This is a genomic window from Polaromonas sp. P4_F6, assembly GCF_056401275.1.
In genome coordinates, this window is record NZ_JBFUJQ010000009.1 from 1 (window position 1) to 21,074 (window position 21,074).

Annotated in this window: 6 protein-coding genes; 1 reads left to right on the forward strand and 5 read right to left on the reverse strand. The window is 60.2% G+C overall.

Annotated elements, in window-relative coordinates; genetic code table 11:
* The 4 genes from AC1DUN_RS19050 to AC1DUN_RS19065 form a co-directional block, all read right to left on the reverse strand.
* Positions 1-12,455, reverse strand: a 12,455-nt coding sequence (locus AC1DUN_RS19050; RefSeq protein ID WP_477715333.1) for a tandem-95 repeat protein, incomplete at its 3' end; no start/stop codon positions are given.
* 16 nt (positions 12,456-12,471) lie between these two features.
* Positions 12,472-13,470 (reverse strand): lysozyme inhibitor LprI family protein, encoded by a 999-nt coding sequence (locus AC1DUN_RS19055; protein WP_477715334.1) that lies wholly within the window; start codon positions 13,468-13,470, stop codon positions 12,472-12,474.
* Between the two features lie 121 nt (positions 13,471-13,591).
* Positions 13,592-15,139 carry an HlyD family type I secretion periplasmic adaptor subunit gene (locus tag AC1DUN_RS19060; protein ID WP_477715335.1) on the reverse strand — a complete coding sequence of 516 codons (1,548 nt, stop codon included), beginning with the start codon at positions 15,137-15,139 and terminating at the stop codon, positions 13,592-13,594.
* Positions 15,136-17,355 carry a type I secretion system permease/ATPase gene (locus AC1DUN_RS19065; RefSeq protein ID WP_477715336.1) on the reverse strand — a complete coding sequence of 740 codons (2,220 nt, stop codon included), beginning with the start codon at positions 17,353-17,355 and terminating at the stop codon, positions 15,136-15,138. The genes AC1DUN_RS19060 and AC1DUN_RS19065 overlap by 4 nt, the downstream gene beginning before the upstream one ends.
* 543 nt (positions 17,356-17,898) lie before the next feature.
* On the opposite strand from AC1DUN_RS19065, the gene AC1DUN_RS19070 reads away from it, so the two are divergent.
* Positions 17,899-18,897, forward strand: coding sequence for a S1C family serine protease (locus AC1DUN_RS19070; RefSeq protein WP_477715337.1), 999 nt, complete (start codon positions 17,899-17,901; stop codon positions 18,895-18,897).
* 6 nt (positions 18,898-18,903) lie between these two features.
* Here AC1DUN_RS19070 and AC1DUN_RS19075 read toward each other — a convergent pair whose 3' ends face one another.
* Positions 18,904-20,532 (reverse strand): methyl-accepting chemotaxis protein, encoded by a 1,629-nt coding sequence (locus tag AC1DUN_RS19075; protein ID WP_477715338.1) that lies wholly within the window; start codon positions 20,530-20,532, stop codon positions 18,904-18,906.
* Between the last annotated feature and the right edge of the window lie 542 nt (positions 20,533-21,074).

The window sequence follows — 21,074 nt, forward strand, 5'->3', positions numbered from 1 at the left end:
CCGCTGAAGGTTCGGGTCGCCGCATTGAATGTCAGCCACGACGGAAGGGCAGCGCCACCCGCCAGGCTGGCGCTGTAGCTGAGTACATCACCGCTATCGAGGTCCGCAAACGTCCCTGCGGGTATCGTGAAGCTCCAGGCGGCATCTTCTGTCGCACTCTGTCCGGCCAAGGTACCCGCCGTCGGTGCGCGGTTGCTCATGCGCAGCAGGTCGTTGGCAGTCCAGACCGTGCCGTCCGCAAATTCGACCCGTTCGACACGGTTCCCGCTGGCCACGTCCCAGTCGATCAGCACCTGGTCCGACGCACTGAGGGTCAAGACCATCTGGGTCGCCGTACGCGATACCGTGATCTCGCTGGCGGCGATTCCCGGCTTGAAGACCACGGTATCGATATTGTTGGCGCTCGTATCGACGTCCGAGATGATGTCGTGGCCATAGCCCCGGCCGAAGATATAGCGGTCATTGCCCAAACCACCCGCCAGGACATCGTCGCCAGCGCCGCCATCCAGCGTGTCATCGCCGCCCCAGCCCATCAATGAGTTGCCGGCGGCATTTCCGGTCAGCACATTGTTCAGGGCGTTGCCGGCGCCGCCGATCGCGGCGTCGCCGATAAGGTTCAGGTTTTCCTGGTTGGCGCCCAGGGCGAAGGCCACCGAGCTGTTCACCGTGTCAATGCCTCCGGAATCCGACACCGTGGTTTGCGCCACCACATTGGGAACCCAAGTAGTCTGCGGGACCAAAATGGGAATCCATGCCCCTGTCCCATAGATGGGATTACCACCCTCGTCATAACCAATGAAAATGATCTCGTAGAAGCCCTGATCAACATATGTCGTTACGTAATATCCTTGATCAACATACGTGGTCGTCGACGTAGTCTCAATCACGAAATCCCCGGCATTGTCGACAAAATAAACATCATTACCCGAACCGCCATCCAGCACATCCGAGCCAGTGCCGCCGTCCAGCAGGTCGTTGCCCGCCCCCCCTTTGAGCGTGTCGTTTCCGGCCAGACCGCTGATCAGGTCGCGCCCGGCGGTACCTGTCAGTGTTTCACCGGTAGCGGTTCCCGTGATCTTGTTCCCGATGTCCAACTGCAAGCCCGTCGACACCGAGGCCCCCGAGAGGTCCGTCGCCTTGACGACAATCCCGACCGTGTCTTCGGCATTGGCCGGAGGCGTTCCCGAAAAAGTCCGCGTTGCCGCGTCAAACGCCAGCCACGAAGGCAGGGGTGTCCCATTGGCGCGCGTCGCTTCAACGGACAGCAGGTCGCCCGCATCCACGTCGCTGAAGGTATTGGCCGGCAACAAGTACACAAAGGCCTGGCTCTTCGCCAGTTGCTGGTTCGGCAGGGCCTGCGCCGTCGGCGCGTCATTGACGTTGGCCACCGAGAACTGGATCAAGGTGCTGCTGACCGCCCCGTAGGTGTCCCTGGCATACAGCCGCATCTCGAATGCCGCGACGTCCGCGTTTGTCGGCAGGCCGCTGAATTTTCCGGAGGCAGCATCAAGTGCCAGCCAGCTCGGCAATGCACTGCCGTTAGCCAGCGTCGCCCAGTAGCTCAGGCCGGGCGAACCCGTGCTGAACCAGGCGGACGTATCCTCGAACGCCACGTCTTCCGTCGCCACTCGCACGTGGGCGGATGCTGACGACACAGGTGCCGGGTTGGGCACGATCCTGGACATCACCGAGGCTTGGTCCCATTGGGTGCCGTCTGCGAAACGAACCCGCTCGATGCCTATTCCGCCGCCCGCCACACGCTGTATGGCCAGGCGGTTCGTACCGTCCATGAGGTTCAAATACACATACCCTGCGTCAGCGCTCACCCATACCTGGTCGACGGTGACTCCTGCCGTGAATTGGACAACGTCGTTGCTGGCGCCGGTTTCCGCGGCCTCGACCAACGTATCCTGGCCGCTGCCAAAGCCAAAGATATAAACATCGTCACCCGCACCGCCCGCCAGGATGTTGGATGCACTGTTGCCGGTCAGCACGTTGGCCAGGCTGTTGCCGGTCGCGTTGGCGGCCGCATTGCCAGTCAGCGTCAGGTTCTCCAGGCTGTCGCCCAAAGTCCAGCTTCCCGCAGAAAACACTGTGTCCGTGCCTTCATTGGCGAGCTCCACCACTGTGTCGAGTCCATCCACCACATAACGATCATCACCAAGACCGCCGATCAGGCGGTCGGCGCCCGCCTGCCCGTCCAGCAGGTCGTTACCGGCGCCTCCCCATATGTATTCGCTGTAGGCAGAACCAGTCAATGCGTCATCGCTGGCAGTGCCCCGGATCATCGACGCTACCGTGATCAAGGTGGACGTCGACGCACCTGCCAGATCGGTGGCGGTCACACGCAATTGCAAAGGCGCAGAGATTTGCTCGGCGGTGGGACTGGCCGAGAAAGTCCGCGTCGCGGAGTCATAAACCAGCCACGCCGGCAGGGCGGAGCCGTCGGCGACGGACACCGCCACATGCAGAACATCACCCACGTCCTGGTCGGCGAAGAGGTCCTGGGGCAGCACAAAACTATTGGCGATGCCGGCTGTCAGCCCAATGGTGGGCACGGGGCCCGCCAGGTAGGGCGCATCGTTGATGCCGCTGACCACGATCTTGAAGAGGGTGCTTGCCGTGGCATTGGCCTCGTCAGAAGCGGTCAGTTTGATCTCAATCGCTCCTGCCTGGCTGCCACCGGGCGTGCCATAAAACCGCATGGCTTGCGCATCAAAGTGCAGCCATGCAGGCAAGGCAGAACCGTCGGCCAGGGTGGCGCTGAAACGCAACTGGTCACGTATGTCTTTGTCAATGAAGAAGTTGGAGGAAATCTCAAGACTGAAAGGCTGGTCCTCATCGGCATATTGGGTCGGTACATGGCCGTACTCGACAGGCGCCTGGTTGAACTGCGCGACCTGCAGCGTCATAACCCCGGCGTTGGTGGCATTGGCCGCATCCGTGCCAATGACCTTGATCGTCCAGTCGCCGAGTTGTCCGTCGGTAGGCAACCCGCTCAAGGTGCGCGTTGCCGCATCAAAATGTAGCCACGCCGGCAGGGGCTGGCCACTGGCGAGCTTGACGGTGTACTGCGCGCCGGCAGCCAGATTCGCAAACAAGGCCTCCGGCAGCACATAACGATAGGCCTGGCCGGTCAGCACCTTGTGGTCATGCAAAGCACCGCTGAACTCGGGCGAACCGGCACGCATGGCGGCCGCCTGGGCTTGCTGCTGCTGTTGCGCCAGGGCCTGTGCATCCGTCACGGGGATGACCGCGGCGTCCTGGCCTGATGCCGGCGGGGTCGTGCCGGAGATACGGTCGGGATCTTCAATGCCCAATTGCACGTCACCGGCCTGCAGCATGCGGCCGTCGGTCATTTCAACCCGGGTATAGCCTCGCACCAGCACATCTTCACCATAGTGGCGGTTCAACACATTGGCGGTCAAGTGCAGCGCCTTCACACCGGCTTCCGCAAGGGTTTGCAGCTCGCCCGCGTCGCTGACGCCATTACCGTTCAGGTCGCGCCACAGCTTGAACTCGGCCCACTTGGCATCCGAGGCGTCAAACTTCCCATCCCGGTTGGTGTCAAATTCCGGCCTGGCCAGGCTCTGCAGGTCAGTTCGGGCCGGGTCCTGCGGATTGACGTGCGACCAGAATTCAATTTCATCGGCCTGGTTGATCTGGTTGTCGTGGTTATGGTCCCAGGCCAGAATGCCTTCACTGGGGGCAATCCACGCAACATTCTTTTCGACACCGTTCCTGTTGACGGTGACATTGCTCTCATCGATGTCCAGAAACTGCAGCCCATCCCCACCCAGGTCGATCACCACCGGGTCGTAGCCCTGAAGTATGAAATTGACCGACCGGAAGTTAAAGCCGCCCTGGGAATCCGTGATACGGAAGGTGACCGAATCGTTCTGGCTCTGATGCAGTTGAATGCTTGGAAGCGAAAAATAGTTGGCAGCAGCCGGCGACTCTATCCAGCCACCTTCCGTCAGCACATAGCCGTTTTCATTCAGCACCGGATCACGGTAGCCCATTGTCACGCCCTGGACCACAGTACCCCACAAGGGGTGGCGCTCAACCGTCACCGTCGAGTTGCTGTAGCCGTCTTCCACATCGTAGGTGTCAAGACGGTAATAGGCGCGGCCGATTTGACTGACCCCGGAGGCGTCCATCAGAAAGGTAACGCTGGCCGTCGGCAAATCATTGACGGCAACGACGTTGCCGTAAGCCTTCTGGGACACCTGCGCACCATGGCCGTCACTGACAGTGAAGTCGAACGTAATGGCACCGTTGTAGTTCAGCGGCGCCAGAATGCCGACGCGGTTGTTGGCAGCATCGTTCACGATGTTCACACCGCGGCCGTCCAATGTGCGGCCGTTCGCGGCGCTCAGTATGCTGAGCACATCGCCTTCCGCATCGCTGGCGCCCGACAGCAAACTGCTGTACGAGATATAGCTCCAGGCCTGCAGGTTTGGGTCGTTGTAACCGCCGTCTTCCAGCATCTGGAAGCCCACGGCATTGACGATGGGCGCGTCGTTCAGCGCCTGAATGCCAATGTCCAGACGTTCGTACGCGCTGTAAACGCCATTTGAATCCTGCACTCGCACGTCGAACTGGCGTGTGCCATTGGCATTCGCCTTGGCCTTGAACACGATCTCCTGTGTCTGTGCGTCAAAGCGAATGGTGTCGCCACTGTTGACGGCCGTCAGGTTGGCGGTGTCCACCGTGATGGCGTCACCGTCCACGTCCACAAACATCTGTTTGAGCGCCGACAGCGAGATGCGCACTTCCTGGTCTTCCTGGCCTGCCTTGGCCAGGTGGCTGCCCGCCACAAACACCGGTGCATCGTTGACGTTGTTGAAGCTCATCGTCACAACCGCGACGGACTCAGTACCCTGCGCATCCTGCACCACATAGTCAAAATGCGCGGTGCCCGTAAAGTTGGCACCCGGCGTGAAGGTAAACGTATCCCCGCTTCGTTCCAGCGTTCCGCCTACCGCGTTCCGGGCCTCCACCAGGCTGATGCCGGCCGCGCCGTCTTCAGGGTCAAGCACCCCTGCGAGCAGCTGGCTGACCGTGATGTTGAGAGGCGTTTCTTCCGTGCCCTGGAAGGCCCGGTTGAACAAGGTCGGTGCGTCATTGACAGCCGCAATATTGACCTTGGCCACCGCTTGCGACAAACCGCCCGCGCCGTCGCTGACGGTGTAGCGAAAGCTCGCTTCACCCGAGTAATTGGCAGCCGGCGTGAACACAATGTGCCCGCCTTCCAGCGCCACCGTTCCGTTAACGGCCTGGTCGACAGCCACCACCATCAGGTGTTGCTGTTCGCCGCGCTGGATGTCAGCATCTTCTTCATTGGCCAGCAGAAGGTCCGGGTCGATAACGAGTTTTTCGTCTTCGTTGCTGGTGATGACTTCACCGAAAGCACGAGGCCCGTCATTGACGGCGCCCACTTCCACTTCGGCTTTGCCGACGGTGGAAAGCCCGGTATCGTCCGTTACCGTGTATTCAAACGTGGCTGTGCCGTTGAAGTTTTCATCGGGCACAAAAATGATCTGGCCCGTGCCATCGACAAATGCCTGGCCATGGACGGCATTGCCCACCGCGGTGATGTGCAGCGGCGCAGCACCGGCCTGGGCATTGAAGTCAGGGTCGAAGTCATTGGCCAGCAGCAAGGCTGCGTCAATGCGCAGGTTGGTGTCTTCCTTGGCATTGCGGATCACTTCGCTGACCACCGTAGGCGCGTCGTTGACCGCCGTGAGCTTGATCTTGATCACCGCCACGGCACTGGCGCCGCGTGAATCCTGCACGATGTATTCGATGGTGTCGGTGACACCATACAAGTCCATCGGTGGCTTGTAGCTGATCTGGCCGTTGGCCAGCAGCTCGGCGCGGCCCATGCCCACGCGGCCTATGCCGATGATGGTGAGCGTGTCGCCTTCCAGGTCCGTGTCGTTGGCCAGCAAGGTGGCGGCGTCAAGCAACAAGGGAACATCTTCCTGCGCCTGGATCGTTTCACCGAGCAGCGTCGGCGCGTCATTGACTTCCGTCAAATTGAAGTTGATGCGCCGCTCCATGACCTGGCCCTGGCCGTCCATCACGGCATAGCTGAAGCCAGCCTCTGTGCCAAAGTAATTGGCATCGCCAATAAAGCGGATGCGCCCGCTGACGTCGTCGACTTCGACATAGCCGTGGCGTACTTCACGCACGCCCAGCAGGCGCACCGTCGTGTAAGGCGTGGCGCCGGCAATCAGCGTGCGGGCTTCTTGTTCAAGCTGCTCATAGCCAAAGGCGAATTGCTCGTCTTCCCTGCCCGCCACGGTGACGGAGCCCAGGGATGAAGTGGGCGAAGCTGTTGTGTAGACCTGAATGGTCTGCGCCGGCGCGCCAGGCGTGGCCGCATTGCTGGCGATCACCGCCTGCTGCGTGACCAGGCCGCCCAGCTGCGCGCCCTTGACCACATAGTCCAGTGTGTAGACGTCGGACGGCAGAACCCATTGCTGCGGGTTGGGTGGAGCGGGCGGGCCCGCCGTTGCCGTGTCGCTGGTGACTTCGCCGGTCGTCACATGGTGGCTTAACGCCCACTGGTCGTTAAAAGCTGGAGTGTCTGTGCTCGGGCCGGCCCACACAGGCGGGCTGAAATGCGCTGTGCCGAACACGTCAGTGCCGCCCACGGTCGACGCCGCGTGGAAGCTGAAACGCATTTGTTCCAGCCGCTGGCGCACGTTCTGGTCGACCCAGACATCGCTGTCGCCGATGTAAATCGCCATGCCGCTGGCGCCGATGTTTTCGCCGCCCGCGCGCAGGCTTTTCACCACATTGATGAAGTCGGCCGACTGCGTGTTAAGGCCGTAGCGCAAGGCCAGCGCTTCCAGCTCCGCACGGCGTGCCGTGGTGATGTTCGCGTTCTGCAGCTCCAGCAGCACGCTCATGTCTTGCACCAGCGTGATGTAGTTTTCACGCAAGCCGTTTTCGTGCAGGATGCTGACGTTTTGTGTCGCCTGGTCCACCACCACCGCGATACCCTCTGTCTGGGCTTGCAGGCCCACGTCGCTGGCTTGCGCGTCAGTGCCGTCGGCCAGGCGCAGCTTGAAGGTCGTCAGGTCTATCGACTGCACGGCGCTGCCGGCCAGCGCATCCATGGCCGCCTGCCCTGCCGCATCCAGCCGCGCACGCAATGCCGCCATGTCCACACCCGGGTGGCGCATCTGCAGGTCATAGATCTCCATGCTGCCGGCACTGCCGTCGCCATTCAGGTCTATCCACAAGCGCAGCAGCTTGTACACCGGGTCTGACGCGTCAATCTTGCCGTCGTTATTGCTGTCGTAATACTTGAGGCTGGCCAGGCCGCGCTGGTCAAACGGCGTGCTGGCACCGTTGAACAATTCGCTGGCCGTGTCGATCAGCCCATTGCCATCGCGGTCAATACCCAGCATGGCTTCCGAAGGCGCAATCCATTCGGTGGCCTCGCGGAAACCGTCGTTGTCGGCATCAAATCGCGCGACGCCATCGCTTTGCAGGCTGTCGTAGTCCTGCTTGACGACGGCCGGCAGCGCCGTCTTGGTCACACCATCACCGCCAAGGTCAACCGCAATGACTTTGAGCCACTGGCGTGAGGCGCTCTCAATGGCGGCCGCACGCTGCACGGGGTCGGTGATGGCGGCATCCACAATGCGCGCCGCCAGTTGCGGGTCGCTGGGGTGCTGCGCCTCAAAGGCTTTCAGCGCCGCGGTGGCCGCCGCCAGGCCGGCCTCGGCCGCACTGACCGTGCTGGGCGCATTGGCGGCGCCCTGCGCCACATTGCCTGTAAAGGCGCCCACAGGCACCCAATTACCAAGCACAAGGATGGACTGCTTTGCACTTTCAAGCGTCGCATTGGCATCCGAAAGTGCTTGCTGCAAAGCATGGCGCTGCTGCTCGATGGGGCTCATGGCCGACAGCCACTGGCCTTCGGTTTTCCAATTGGCTTCGTCGGTACCGAACTTGGCTGTCAGGTGGTTAATCTGCCACTGGTTGACAATCGCCTCTGGCCCGACCAGGGCTTCGGCATAGTGCTCAACAAGGTCCTCCCGCGCAATACCGTTGTACATTTTTTCACCGGTCTGCGGGTGGATCTGCTCCAGTACAAAGAAGAAATTGCTGACCAGATTTTCCGTCTTGCTGGGCCAACTCTGAATGCTGATTTTCGGCATGCGGCCGGCAATCAACGCCAGCGCCATATCTGGATCGGTATTGCCGTTGTTGGCTTGTCCGAGCTGCTGGTTCAGCTTGACGAGCAAAGCATCCATTTTGGCCGTCAGAATTTCAGCACCGCCGTTGGCGGCATTGAGAATTTCATAGCCCAGGCTGCCGTCGGCAAGGCGTTTGAAGACCGCGTCGCCTACAGGTGGTGGTGGAGGCGGTTCCTCGTCGTCAGCGAATACTTGGTCCAGTACCAAGGCCACAACAACCATCACGACTGGATTGATGGCGATCAGAGCACCCGAACCTGCCAGCGCGGAGGAGCCACCAGTAAGGAAGCTCGCCGCATTGAGCGCACTGATCATGGTAGCGGCAGCAGAACCCACTTGGCCGTGCTCCAGCATGTCACCCAGATTTGCCAAATTCGCAATGCTGAGAATGGCGCCAAAGTCTTTCAACATGGCGAGAGAACTGTTACTCAGGAAAGTGGCATTCAGCTCGGTAGCAATAGTCTGGACGCTATTCAACAAACCCACAACGCCATTAAGTTGCGTCAAGATGTCATTGGACTGCAACGCATTCAGAGCTCCAAAGACACCAACTACGCCGCTAACAACATTCAGTCCGCCATGGATATCATCGAGCGTCGGGGTTCTGTTATCCAACAATTGCTGGTCAATAACAGTTTTAGCGCCGTAAAGCAGAACACCCAATCCATCCTTATTGCGCAACGCGCTGATGAATCCGGCCATGTCGCTATACAGAGCATCTTCCAACTTCTGTTGATCTGAAGTCGACGATGAAAGTGCAACACTCCTGGCGGGGTCTGTTGAGTTAGTGGCATGCAACATTGCAGGGCCACCTCCGGCGGGGTTCGCGATTTCCAAGGCGCTGCCGTCATCAAACACTTGCAAGGTACCCGTGGAGACTATATTGCCTTGACCGTCGCGAACGGTAACGGCTTGGGTCCCGTTCGGTAGCGATTCGGCTACACGAGTTTGGGTGATCTGCCCCTGTTCGTTATAGCTAACGTCAACCATCCCCAACTGCAAACCCGCAGCGTTGGTGGTCACGCTAACAATGTTGTGACCGGCAAAATCCCCAGCTCCGTCGTGCCGCCTAATGTCCGTCGTAACTATGACGGTACCTGCGCTACCACTTGTTGTTGTGGCAACACTCTCCAAAACATCACCGTCGTTAAAGGTTTGCCTGGTTCCTGTACTTACCAGGACACCTGCACCGTCATACATCTTGGTTTGTAGCAATCCCGAGTTAATGACTTGAGTTTCGCTACGCCGGTACACGCTGCCATCCGAATTGGTGGTGATAGCTTGGCTGTTGCCATTCGGATAGTTAGTCGTTGTAATTGACGAGCCATCACCAAACTCTTCAATTTGTGTGGCGCTAATGAGCAGTCGATCTTCGTTACGTACGCTGGATAAAACCGTGCCGTTTCCAAGCGTCACGCTACGTTGAGTCAAGCCGCCGGCAAGATCGGTAACTACCAACTGCGGATACGCCCAGCCATTGGACTGGATCACGGCAGGATCCAGATTGAGAACCAGTTGCGAGAGGACAGTGTCTACCCAAGCAGCGCCACTCCCCGTACCAAACCCTTGACGATGGATATCAACCATGTCGTTCAGGCTCAGACCTACATCTTGCAAATTGATTGAGTTTTGTCCGCTTGCCAGTTCGTGCCCATTTATGACAAGAATCTTCCCCACATCAAAACCGGAGTCTGTCCAATCGACGCTGAACTGCAAAACACCGGAACCGGTGGAAACTGTTCCTATGACGTTCTTTATTTCGTTGTCAACGATATAGCCATCGCCATCCACCTGGTATTGCACATCACCTGAATACGAGACGGAACCGTTGTCATCCTCAACGCTGCTGAAGTGAGTCGTGAGTGCAGCAGCACCCGCACTCTTCAGAATGGCACTGGTAGGAATAATGCCTCCCAGCTTGCTATCTGGATTGGCCGAAGCGAAGGCAGTGAAGTTGTCAAAGGTAGCGACTTGGCCGGCGTTGGGCCCCGTCACCACTGTAATTCGCAAGGTATTGAATTCGTCGAGACTAAAGCGAGCAGCTTCCGCACCATTAACGGCGTATTTCTGACCATTAATTTCTACCAGCACCGTCCCATTACTCAAAATAGTGGCGCCAACGGGTTCGCCATAGCTGGAGGTCAACTGTTGCAAAGTAGCTTTGCTGGCGTCAATTTGCGCCTGATTTTGTACGCCCAATGCCTGCAGTAGTTGCCCACCCACCAGATCGGAAAACTCCTGGGGATTGCTGCCAGTGCTCCATGCCACTTGGCCCGCTTGCGTAACACGGGGAGCACCGGTGGCATTGTCACCAACACCCACTTGTGCTTGCGGCAACGAAGACAATCTGCGAAGCTCCGGCCCTGCATAGGTATCAAACGTTACGGTGTCACCCACTTTGGACAGCATTGAAACGCTGCCGTCCTTGTTATAGATAGCGGCTGTGCCATTGGATGTGACATACCATTCACCGGCAGCTACTTTCTGCCTGGTACCGTCAGGCAATATGAATTCGCCATTACCCTGCCCATCAAATCGCCCACTAGTGCGAGTGACGATGTCGTAGTAAGTCTGAGCCTTGGTTGCGGGGTCGGTGATGAGAATCACACTGGCGTAACTGTCGGTGGGATTCGTTTTAAGCGCTTCGATTTTGGCTCCGACGGGCACCCAGGCGACTACCGGGTTGTTGTCCCCTGTGTCTTGGGTATAGAGCATTTGTGCGCCCCCGCCAGCATTAGAACGACCAAGAAAAAGCCCGGGGGCCACTTCTCTGATGACCTGATAGCCAGATACAACAGAACCGCCGAGCGGAGAGGCGATACCGGGAGCAGCCACGCTGATGGCACTGTTGTCTGGCTTGGTAATAAGAAGGCCGCCACTGAGCTGCATCTCAATTCGGCTGCCGGCTGGTACTACCTCCATCGTAAAACCAGCATTCAAGGAATTCTGGCGATAAAGATTGCCTTGTCCGGTTGCGGGATCAAAGTACAGAATAACGCGCCCACCATTCCCATTCCCGGCCGCATCCCCTGCCGCCAGATTGAAATACATTCCACTGATGCCATCATTGAGCAAGAAAGCACCACCGCCTAGCGCCAGCTTGATCTGTGATTGGTCAGTAAAGGAGTAAATTTTTCGACCACCAGGGACGCTGGGATCTGCTATGGACAATTGACCGCCCGACGACTGCCCAAAGGCATCAATCCTGTATTCGATCTGAATACCTACGGCTGCATCGAGCACCTGGACAACTGTAGCGAAGCTGCCACCATTGCCCACGTTTACTTGGCTCTCACTTCCATACGTCAAAGTCGCGCCATTAGCAAAGACAAGCGTGCCGCCCGGAGCCGCAATATCGGGATAATTGGTGATAACGCCAACTGCGCCTCCGGCAGTAGCACCGCCCAAACTAAAAGGGGAATTCGGATCGATCTTCCCCGATACAAACAAGCCAACGACCGATGAGACGTCGTCAAATCGCTTACCAGCATCTGGACGCCTAATACCGCGCAACTCATCAAAACTGCCCTGTGGGTTGTTTACAAGCCAATTGGTATATTGAGCAAGATTCTCAGGGCCTTGATTAGCGACATCACCCAGGAGCAACAGCACAGAGTCCTTATTAGCAGCGAGCAACTGTGAAGTTACGCCCTGACTCGCAAGCTGCTGTTCTGCATTTGCCACTGCGGCTACTGCCTGCGCGTCAATGGCCTTAATTTGATTCAGAGTCGCAACGCTCAAAGCTCGATTCACGATGGGATCGCTCGACAACAGGGTCTCAATCAAAGATCTGTTCGCGGAGATCAAGGCAAATTGTGCTTCAGCTGTTGTCTGAACGGCTGAGCTAACTTGCCCGCTCAGAAAGGCTGTCGAATTCGAGAACCCAGATAGATTACGGGCGTGAAAATTACCGAGTGCCTCATAAAGTTTCTCGGCGTCATTTTGAGTCAACAAGTTGAGCGCAACCGCTCTATCCCGGATAGCAGCTCGCACAGCTCCTTCAAATGCGTTTCCTGATGCAAAGTCAAATTGCACCAGCCCTACCGAGAAACCGCTATTTCCCTTCAATTTACTAGCAACGGTAATCCCATCCCTGGTATCTCTAAGTGTTTGGCCAGTTTGCCAATTACTCTCAACGAAACCAGCATTGCTTAGCTTGAACCAGACGCCACTTTTGGCTTCTGTGTTCTTGAGAATTTCAGCAAGTATGCGAATGCGTTGATCAGTTGTGTACATAGCGAACTATTCCTTCTTACCGGTAAAAACTCGAAACGTTCTCAAGCAATTCTCTAAAGCGCTTATCCGCGCACTCACGATCAAAAGCTTTGCAGTGCGCTTCCACCATTGCACTCAAATCGCCCCCCCACACAAGAAAGACCTTCTTGCCCACTAGATCGGATTGGGTCCACAACTGTTGATCAAAGCGGATTGAGAATTTTTTGTCTAGCCAGTACAGCGAATTTTCATAAACAGTTGATTGAGCAAAGCTTGCTCGTCTGTAACTCAATTCCAGTTCAAAACAGTTTGCTGACGGTTCCGAGTTGGTCCACTTTTCAGATACCAAGGCCACCAATACTCGGGAGACCTCCGACCCGGAAGGGCTCTTCTCGCTTATAACTTTTAAACCCAACTCCCCAACTTTTGTTATGCACATGCTGGGGCCCGCAGTGGAAAGAACAAAGTTCCCCCCTAAGTTCTCTGTTCGATCATTAAGGAGTAAAGGTTCATATGGCGGGAGTTTGTCTACAAATTCGCGGGGAATAGTTTTTCCCTCATCTAGCGATACCCATTCCCATACATCTGATCCAAACGATCCTCTTTGCATGGCAAGAACTCGACCGTTCAAAATAAAACGGCCATCAATTGTTGATCCATCGGGAGGAACATATTCCCAGCGTTTTGGGGAAGGTACGCGCAGCGTGGCGTAAGTTGCACCGACCGCAGGTTGCAGTATGGAGATACGGTCAATGTAAGCATCGCGCACACATGAGAACGATCTGCAGCGATTACGATTAGCTAGCCACTTACTTTGACTGGATCGCAATTCAGTATCCGGTTGGGGTTGCTTGGCTATGTATGCTGCAGCCAACTGAGAATCCAGATCCGAAAGACGGTAGTCCAGGCAAATAAGCTTTTCTACTGAGCTAGAGGCAAGACCACAGCTAAAAGATGCAGCGCTCGCAACTGTACATAGACAAGCTAGTCCTAACCATGAAAGCATCCATGGCGTCCGCATTAACAGACTGATCATTTCCGGCTCCTCCAAAGGAATTCATCGAATCGAATATCTACTCAATGCTGCTCTTTGAATAATTGGTACTCCGCGAGTCAGCCAAATTATTCAAATCGACGGGTTCACATATCCCCAACACTCACCGCTCCCTCAAGCTCTCACTACCCGCCCTCTGAATCGGGCTCAACAAATACTCAATCACGCGCCGCTGCCCGGTCTTGATCTCCGCGGTCAAATTCATGCCGGGCACCAGCTGGATCATCTTTCCGTCCACATCAATCTGCTTGGTGTTCAAGGCCAGCGTGACCGGAAAGATCGCGCCGCGCTTCTCGTCGTTCACCGCGTCGGCGGTGACCCTGTCGACCTTGGCCGACACCGTGCCGTAGCGGGTGTAGGGAAAGGTTTCGAGCTTGATCTCGGCACCGTTGCCGACGTTGACGAAGCCGATGTCCTTGTTTTCCAGCGTGACTTCGGCCGTGACCTGCGCGCCTTCGGGCACGATGATCATCAGCGCTTGCGCCTCGGTGACGACGCCGCCCGTGGTGTGGATGGCGAGCTGCTGCACCACACCGGCGACGGGCGCTTTCAGGGTGGTGAGGTTTTCGCGCTGGGTGGCTTTGGCTTGTTCCTGCGTGGCTTGCTGGCGTTTGAGGTCGGCCTGGGCTTCGCGTTCATAGAGGGTGCGGCGCACTTCGGCCAGGTAGGCGGCGCGGCTGTTCTCGCTTTCGTGCAGGGTGGCTTGTGCTGCGCGAAGGTTGGCGCGCTGGGTGGTCAGGTCGCGCTCCAGCTCGACGCGTTCGCGGGTTTTGTCTTGTGTGGCGTGGCCGGAGATATAGCCCTGGTCTACCAGCTTTTTAAAGTCTGCCTCTCGCGCCTGGGCCATGGGCACCGTGGTTTCGAGTTTGGCCACTACGGCTTGCGCGGTGACGATCTCGGCCTGGCGGCGGCTGATTTCCGCCGACAGTTTGGCCAGCTTGGCGGTCACGTCGCCCCACTCGCCTTGCAGCTGTGCCTGCGCGGCCGCTATCTCGGCGGCGGACCAATCCTTGGGAAATTCAGGGATGTATTTGCCGGGCAAGCCGTTACCGGCGTAGGCGAGCTGCTGCACATTTTGCAACGCCTGCTGGATGGCGCGGGCGCGCAGCACTTCCGACAAGGCTGATTTTTGCTGGTCGTGCGCGGTGGTTTTGTCGGCGCTGGCGGCGGTCGGGTCCAGCTCGACCAGGGGCTGGCCGGCCGCCACGTGGTCGCCGTCGTTCACCAGCACGGCCTTGACCACGCTGCGCTCCAGCGGCTGGATGACTTTGGTGCGCTCGCTCACCACCACGCGCCCCGGCGCCACGGCCACGATGTCGATCTTGCCGAAGATGGACCAGACCAATGCGATGGCAAACAGCGCCATGATGGCGTAGGCCAGGCGGCGCGGCGCGGGGTGCACCGGTGTGTCCTGCAGGCTGAGCGCGGCGGGCAAGAAGGCGGCCTCGTCGCTCAGGCGGCGCGGGCCGGCAAGCTCGTCGCGGTGCGCCCAGGCGGCGCCGAAGATGGCGCGGTAACGGGCCAGCAGCGCGATGACGGGGTGCACGGGTTTATCGGGCACGGCGGCAACCTGGGGAGCGTCCGCGGGCGCTTCGCCTTTAGGGGTGACATCCTCCACCGCGGAGGGCTTGTTGTCTTCAGGGCGGCTCATGCCGAAGCCCCTTCCATGGGCTGCTTGCCGTCCTGCATGCGCCAGAGGTGGGCATACAGGCCTTGCGGTTTCTGGATCAGCGCGTCGTGCGGGCCGGCCTCCACGATCTTGCCCTTGTCCATCACGATGATGCGGTGCGCATGGCGCACGGCGCTCAGGCGGTGGGCAATGATGAGCACGGTGCGGCCTTTGCAGATGTGGGCCATATTGCGCTGGATGATGGCTTCGCTCTCGTAGTCCAGCGCGCTGGTGGCTTCGTCAAAAATCAGGATGCGCGGGTTGGTGAACAAGGCACGCGCAATCGCGATGCGCTGGCGCTGCCCGCCGCTGAGCGCGCTGCCCTGCTCGCCGACGTGCGTGTCGTAGCCTTCGGGCAGCTCGCTGATGAACTCATGCGCGCCGGCCAGCTGCGCCACGCGCACCACGGCTTCTATCGGCGCGGCCGGGTCGGTGATGGCGATGTTCTCGCGCACGCTGCGGTTAAACAGCAGGTTTTCCTGCAGCACCACGCCGACCTGGCGGCGCAGCTGGGCGGCGTCGATCAGGCTGATGTCGATGCCGTCGACCAGCAGGCGACCGCCTTCGGGGGAATACAGTCGCTGCACCAGCTTGGTCAGCGTGCTTTTGCCGGAACCGGAGCGGCCGACGATGCCGATGATCTCGCCGGGCTTGACGTCCAGGCTGATGCCGTGCAGCACGGGCGGCGCCTCGGCCCGGTAGCGGAACACCACGCCGTCGAGCGTGATGCGGCCCTTGACGGGCGGCAGCTGCGCGGCGCTGGTGGGCGGCACTTCGGTGCGGGTGTTGAGGATGTCGCCCAGCCGCGCCACGGAAATGCCGGTCTGCTGGAAGTCCGTCCACAGCTGGGCCATGCGCATGATGGGCTGGGCCACGCGCTGGGCAAACATGTTGAAGGCGACGAACTGGCCGACGGTGAGCTCGTTGTTCATCACCAGATGGGCGCCGTACCACAGCGTGGCCGCGTTCACGAGCTTGCCGATCAGGTTGATGCCCTCATGCGCCCAGGTGGCGAGGTTTTGCGTCTTGAAGCTGGCGCTGACATAGGCGGCGAGCTGGTTGTCCCAGCGCTTGCCGAAGCTGGGCTCCAGCGCGCTGGCCTTGACGGTCTGGATGCCGGTGATGGTTTCGACCAGCATGGACTGGTTTTCGGCGCCGCGCGCGAATTTCACATCCAGCCGCTGGCGCAGGATGGGCACCACCGCCAGGCTCAAGCCGAAGTACAGCGGCAGGCTGACCATGACGATCAGGGTCAGCGGCACGCTGTAGAACAGCATCACGGCGATGAAGATGACCGAAAACAGCACGTCGAGCACCACGGTGAGCGCATTGCCGGTCAGGAAGCTGCGGATGTTTTCCAGCTCGCGCACGCGCGCAACCGAGTCACCCACGCGACGCGCCTGGAAGTAGGCCAGCGGCAGTTGCACCAGGTGGCGAAAGAGGCGCGCGCCCAGTTCCACGTCGATGCGGCTGGTGGTGTGGCTGAACACATAGGCGCGCAGGCCGTTGAGCACGCTCTCAAACAGCACGACCACCACGAGGCCGATGACCAGCACGTCCAGCGTGGTCAGGCCGCGGTGCACCAGCACCTTGTCCATCACGACCTGGAAGAACAAGGGGCTGACCAGCGCAAAAAGCTGCAGCATGAAGGAAATCAGCAGCACCTCGCCCAGCAGCTTGCGGTATTTGACGAGGCTGGGCACAAACCAGGAAAAGTCGAACTTGGCGAGTTCGCCGGTGAGCGCCGCATGGCTGGTGATGAGGATCAGCTCGCCGGTCCACTGGGCGGCAAACGCCTCGACCGATTCAATCGTGGGCCGGTTGGCCGGCGTGGCCGGGTCCTGGAACAGCACACGCTGGCCGTCGCACTGCGCCAGGATGACAGTGTGCACTTGCTTGCCACCACCGGCGCTGTTTGCGGCATCGTCTACGGGCTTCAGGAAGGCCAGCGCCGGCAGCGGCACCAGCTTCAGGCGGTCGGGCCTGGACCTGGACAGTTTGGCTTTGAGCCCGAGGTGCTTGGCCGCCCGCAGCAAGGTGCTGGTATCCACGCTGTCGCTGGGTGCGATGCCCAGCTGGTGGGCCAGCGTCTGGGGGTCGGCGGCGACCTGGTGAAAGCGCGCCACCAGGCACAAAGCAGCCAACGCGTGGCTGTGGGGAAGCGGCGGCTCACCCGCCGGCACGGGTGCGGCCAGCACGGGGGGGGAGTCTGGCGAAACCGCACCGGCAACTGTCAATTGGGGCTCCAGCCTTGCGGATCGGGCGGGTTTGCCATCAACGCCAATGGCATGCAGACGGCTACGCAGGTGCCGTACACAAGTTCCCCTGAGTTGCTGATATTGTTCTGCATCACAAAGCGCCCTCCTGGCAAGGCGCACACCCTCTGAATTTGTTCCAAACTGTATCGCAATTCCCTTTTGAATAAATAAGAAAGTTCACGTATTTTTTGCACTGTTTTTTAGGCAATATTTACCAAAGCGCCCTCGGGTTTGTGCGGATGCCTTCCCGTTTTCCTATTGGGGTGTTATGAGTGCAGTGTCATGAAGCCCTGCCCCTATCTGGTCTGGCGCGCCAGGGTTGACGCTTTTTGACCCTGCCGCTTGCAACGCCATTCAATAAAGCGCATTCTCGATTCGCGGTTGATATTTCTTCCACAGCCCTCTTTTCTCTGCTCGCAGCCGCGTCTGGAGTCCGTCATGTGCAGCGTGCGTCATTGGCTCTGTCTGCTCCTTTCAGGCATTTTGCTGCTGGGCACAGCCCAGGCGGCCACGGCGCCGCCGCCGGCGGCGCAGGCCATGATGGATGCGCTGAACCGGGCCACGGCGGCGGTGGTGGGTGTCAAGGTCACGGCCATGGAGGACGCGCGCTCCGCCGAAACCCTGGGCCTGCGGCGCGCGGGCTCGGGCGTGCTGATCAGCCAGGACGGGCTGATCCTGACGATTGGCTACCTGATGCTGGAGGCCGAGCAGATCGAGGTCGTGACCCAGGACAACCGGACGCTGCCGGCGCGCGCCGTGGCCTACGACCTGGCCACGGGTTTCGGCCTGCTGCGCCCGCTGCTGCCGCTGCGCAATGTGGCGGTGGCGACGCTGGGCAGCAGCAGGGACCTGCAGCCGGGCGAGCCGCTGATGGCCGTGACCGGCCCGCAGCCCGATGACGACGGCGATGTGAGCATGACGCGGCTGGTCAGCCGGCGCGCGTTCTCGGGCAGCTGGGAATACCACATCGAATCGGCCCTCTTCACCAGCCCGCCGGTGCTGGCCAGCGGCGGCAACCACAGTGGCGCGCCGCTCTTCAACCAGCGCGGCGAACTGATAGGCATAGGCTCTCTGTTCGTGTCGGATGCGACCAATGAAAACCGCCGCCTGCCGGGCAATATGTTTGTGCCTGTGGATTTGCTGCGCCCCATACTCGCGGAGCTGCAGCGTTCGGGTTACAGCGCCAAGAGCCGCAGGCCCTGGCTGGGCATCACCTCCAACGACCAGGGTGGGCGCATACAGATACTGCGCGTGAGCAAGGAAAGCCCGGCGGAGCTGGCCGGGCTGTCGGCGGGCGATGTGGTGCTGGCGGTGGACGACGCGAAAGTCGCGACACTGGAAGCTTTTTACAAAAAACTCTGGGACCATGCCGCGCCCGACGCGGAAATCCGGCTCACGGTGCTGCAGGGCGCCGAGGTCAAGACCATCGTGCTGCGCGCCCAGGACCGCATGCTGACGCTCAAAAAGCCACCGGGCATCTGACTCAGGCTAGGCTGGGAGCGGCGCTGTACGGTGCAGGTCCCGGCCTATCGCCTGGAAATGCAGCGCAGCCGATGGCGCGGCTTCAGGCTCCGCATCCAGTTTAAATTCATCGACCGCCGCCTGCAGCTGCAGGGTCTGCTCGGCCAGCGAGGCGGCCGCGGTGGAGGCCTGCTCGACCAGCGCGGCGTTTTGCTGGGTCGCCTTGTCCATCAGCACCATGGCCTGGTTCACATGCGCGATGCCGTTGCTTTGCTCGACCGAGGCGGCGGAGATCTGCTCGAGCAGGCTGCTCACGCGCTTGACGGCCTGCACGATGTCCTGCATGGTGCGGCCCGCCTGGCCGACCAGCTCGGAGCCGCTCTCGACATGCGCGACGGAGTCCGCGATCAGCGCCTTGATTTCGCGCGCCGCCCCGGCGCTGCGCTGCGCCAGGCCGCGCACCTCGCTGGCCACCACGGCAAAACCGCGGCCCTGCTCGCCGGCGCGCGCGGCTTCCACGGCCGCGTTGAGCGCCAGGATGTTGGTCTGGAAGGCAATACCTTCGATGACGGCGATGATGTCCACGATTTTTTTGGAGCTGCCGCTGATGGCCGCCATGGTGTCCACCACCTGGGCCACCACCGCGCCGCCTTGTTCCGCGGTGCCCGAGGCGCTGGCCGCCAGGCCGCTGGCCGAACGCGCATGCTCGGCGTTGAGCCTGACGGTGGAAGTCAGCTCTTCCATGCTGGAGACGGTTTCTTCCAGCGAGGCCGCCTGCTCTTCGGTGCGGCGCGACAGGTCGGCGTTGCCGGCGGCGATGTCGCCGGAGGCCAGGGTGATGGAATCGGTGGAGGCCTTGATGCGGCTGACCAGGTCGGTCAGCGTGTCTTCCATGTCGCCCAGGGCGCCCAGCAGGCGGCCGAAATCACCACCGCGTTCGGTGGAAAACTCCTGGCTCAGGTCACCGGCCGCCACGGTCTCGGCGATGTAAATCGCTTCATTGAGCGGCTGCGCGATGCCGCGGGCGAGGCGCCAGGCTACGGCGGTGCCCACCAGCAGAGCCGCCAGCGCCAGGCCCAGCATCCAGCGCCGCGCCGATGCAATGTCAGCCTCAACGGCTTGGCCGCCAGCCCTGGCCTGCTTAGCCTGCGTTTCGGCCAGCGCGGCCAGTTCCTGCTGCAGCTTGCCCAGCGATGGAGCGGCCTCGCCCGCCCAGGCGCGGACAGCCCCCTCGCGGTCGCCAGTTTCAATCTGTCTTGCCACTTTGGCCAACGCCTGCGCATAAGAGGCCTGCGCGGCGCGCACGCTTGCCAGCAAGGCCTTTTCTTCCGCCGGCGGGGTGCCGGCTTCCAGCACCGCCAGGGCATCCGTCATATTCTTGTCGCCCATGGCGATTTGCCGGCGCGCGGCGCCCGCCAATGCGGGATCCGCCGCAAGGGACAGCTCCAGGGTGGCGCGCGCATTGGATTGCGACCAGTTGCCCAGCGCCGTCGCGGCGCCGGCGCGCGACCAGGCATCGCCGCTCAGCTCGCGGCTGAAGGCGCCGGCACCGGCCAGCTGGCCCAGCCCCACCGCCATCAAGCCGCCCGCCAGCAGCAATACCAGTCCAAAGCCCGCGCCCAGCCGCGTGCTGATTTTCAGATTGTCCAGTTGCATGGTGTGTCTCCTGCGAGCCGCTTCCGCCTGAAGCGGCGGGAGAGGGCTTGCTCATGGACGGTATCAAGAAAGGCCGCCCTGTCTGCGCCCGAACAGGGCGTGAAACAGGGCTTTGTTTGTTGAATTGACTTGGGTAGTCGGCCGGGTCTTGCTCCGGCTGAGCGCGCTCTTCCTCCTCATCCTGCTCCTTCCTCTTCTTAGTTCAGCTGGCCGGGTCTCGCCCCGGCGGGCGAGGCACTTTTCTTTGCTTCGCCAAAGAAAAGTACCCAAAAGAAAGGCGACCCGCAGTCTGGGTCCCCTACGCTTCGCTACGGGGCAACCTGCGGTGCTCGAGCCAAGCGGGGTCTGGCTAAACTCGCTACGCTGCGCTTCGCTCAGACAACGCCAGCCCTTATCCGCTTGTCTCTGCGCTCCTCGGCCCAGCCAGGACGGGGCAATCGGGAGCGGGGACAGAAAACCAAGAAGACAAATACAAACAAGGACACGCCATGGCGTGTCCTTGTGGTTTTCGGTATTGGTATTTTTCTCCCTCCCCCTTGTGT

Bases quoted from the DNA above. Each gene is read 5' to 3' on its own strand.
- AC1DUN_RS19055 (WP_477715334.1), bottom strand. From the start codon at position 13,470: ATGATCAGTCTGTTAATGCGGACGCCATGGATGCTTTCATGGTTAGGA.
- AC1DUN_RS19060 (WP_477715335.1), bottom strand. From the start codon at position 15,139: ATGAGCCGCCCTGAAGACAACAAGCCCTCCGCGGTGGAGGATGTCACC.
- AC1DUN_RS19075 (WP_477715338.1), bottom strand. From the start codon at position 20,532: ATGCAACTGGACAATCTGAAAATCAGCACGCGGCTGGGCGCGGGCTTT.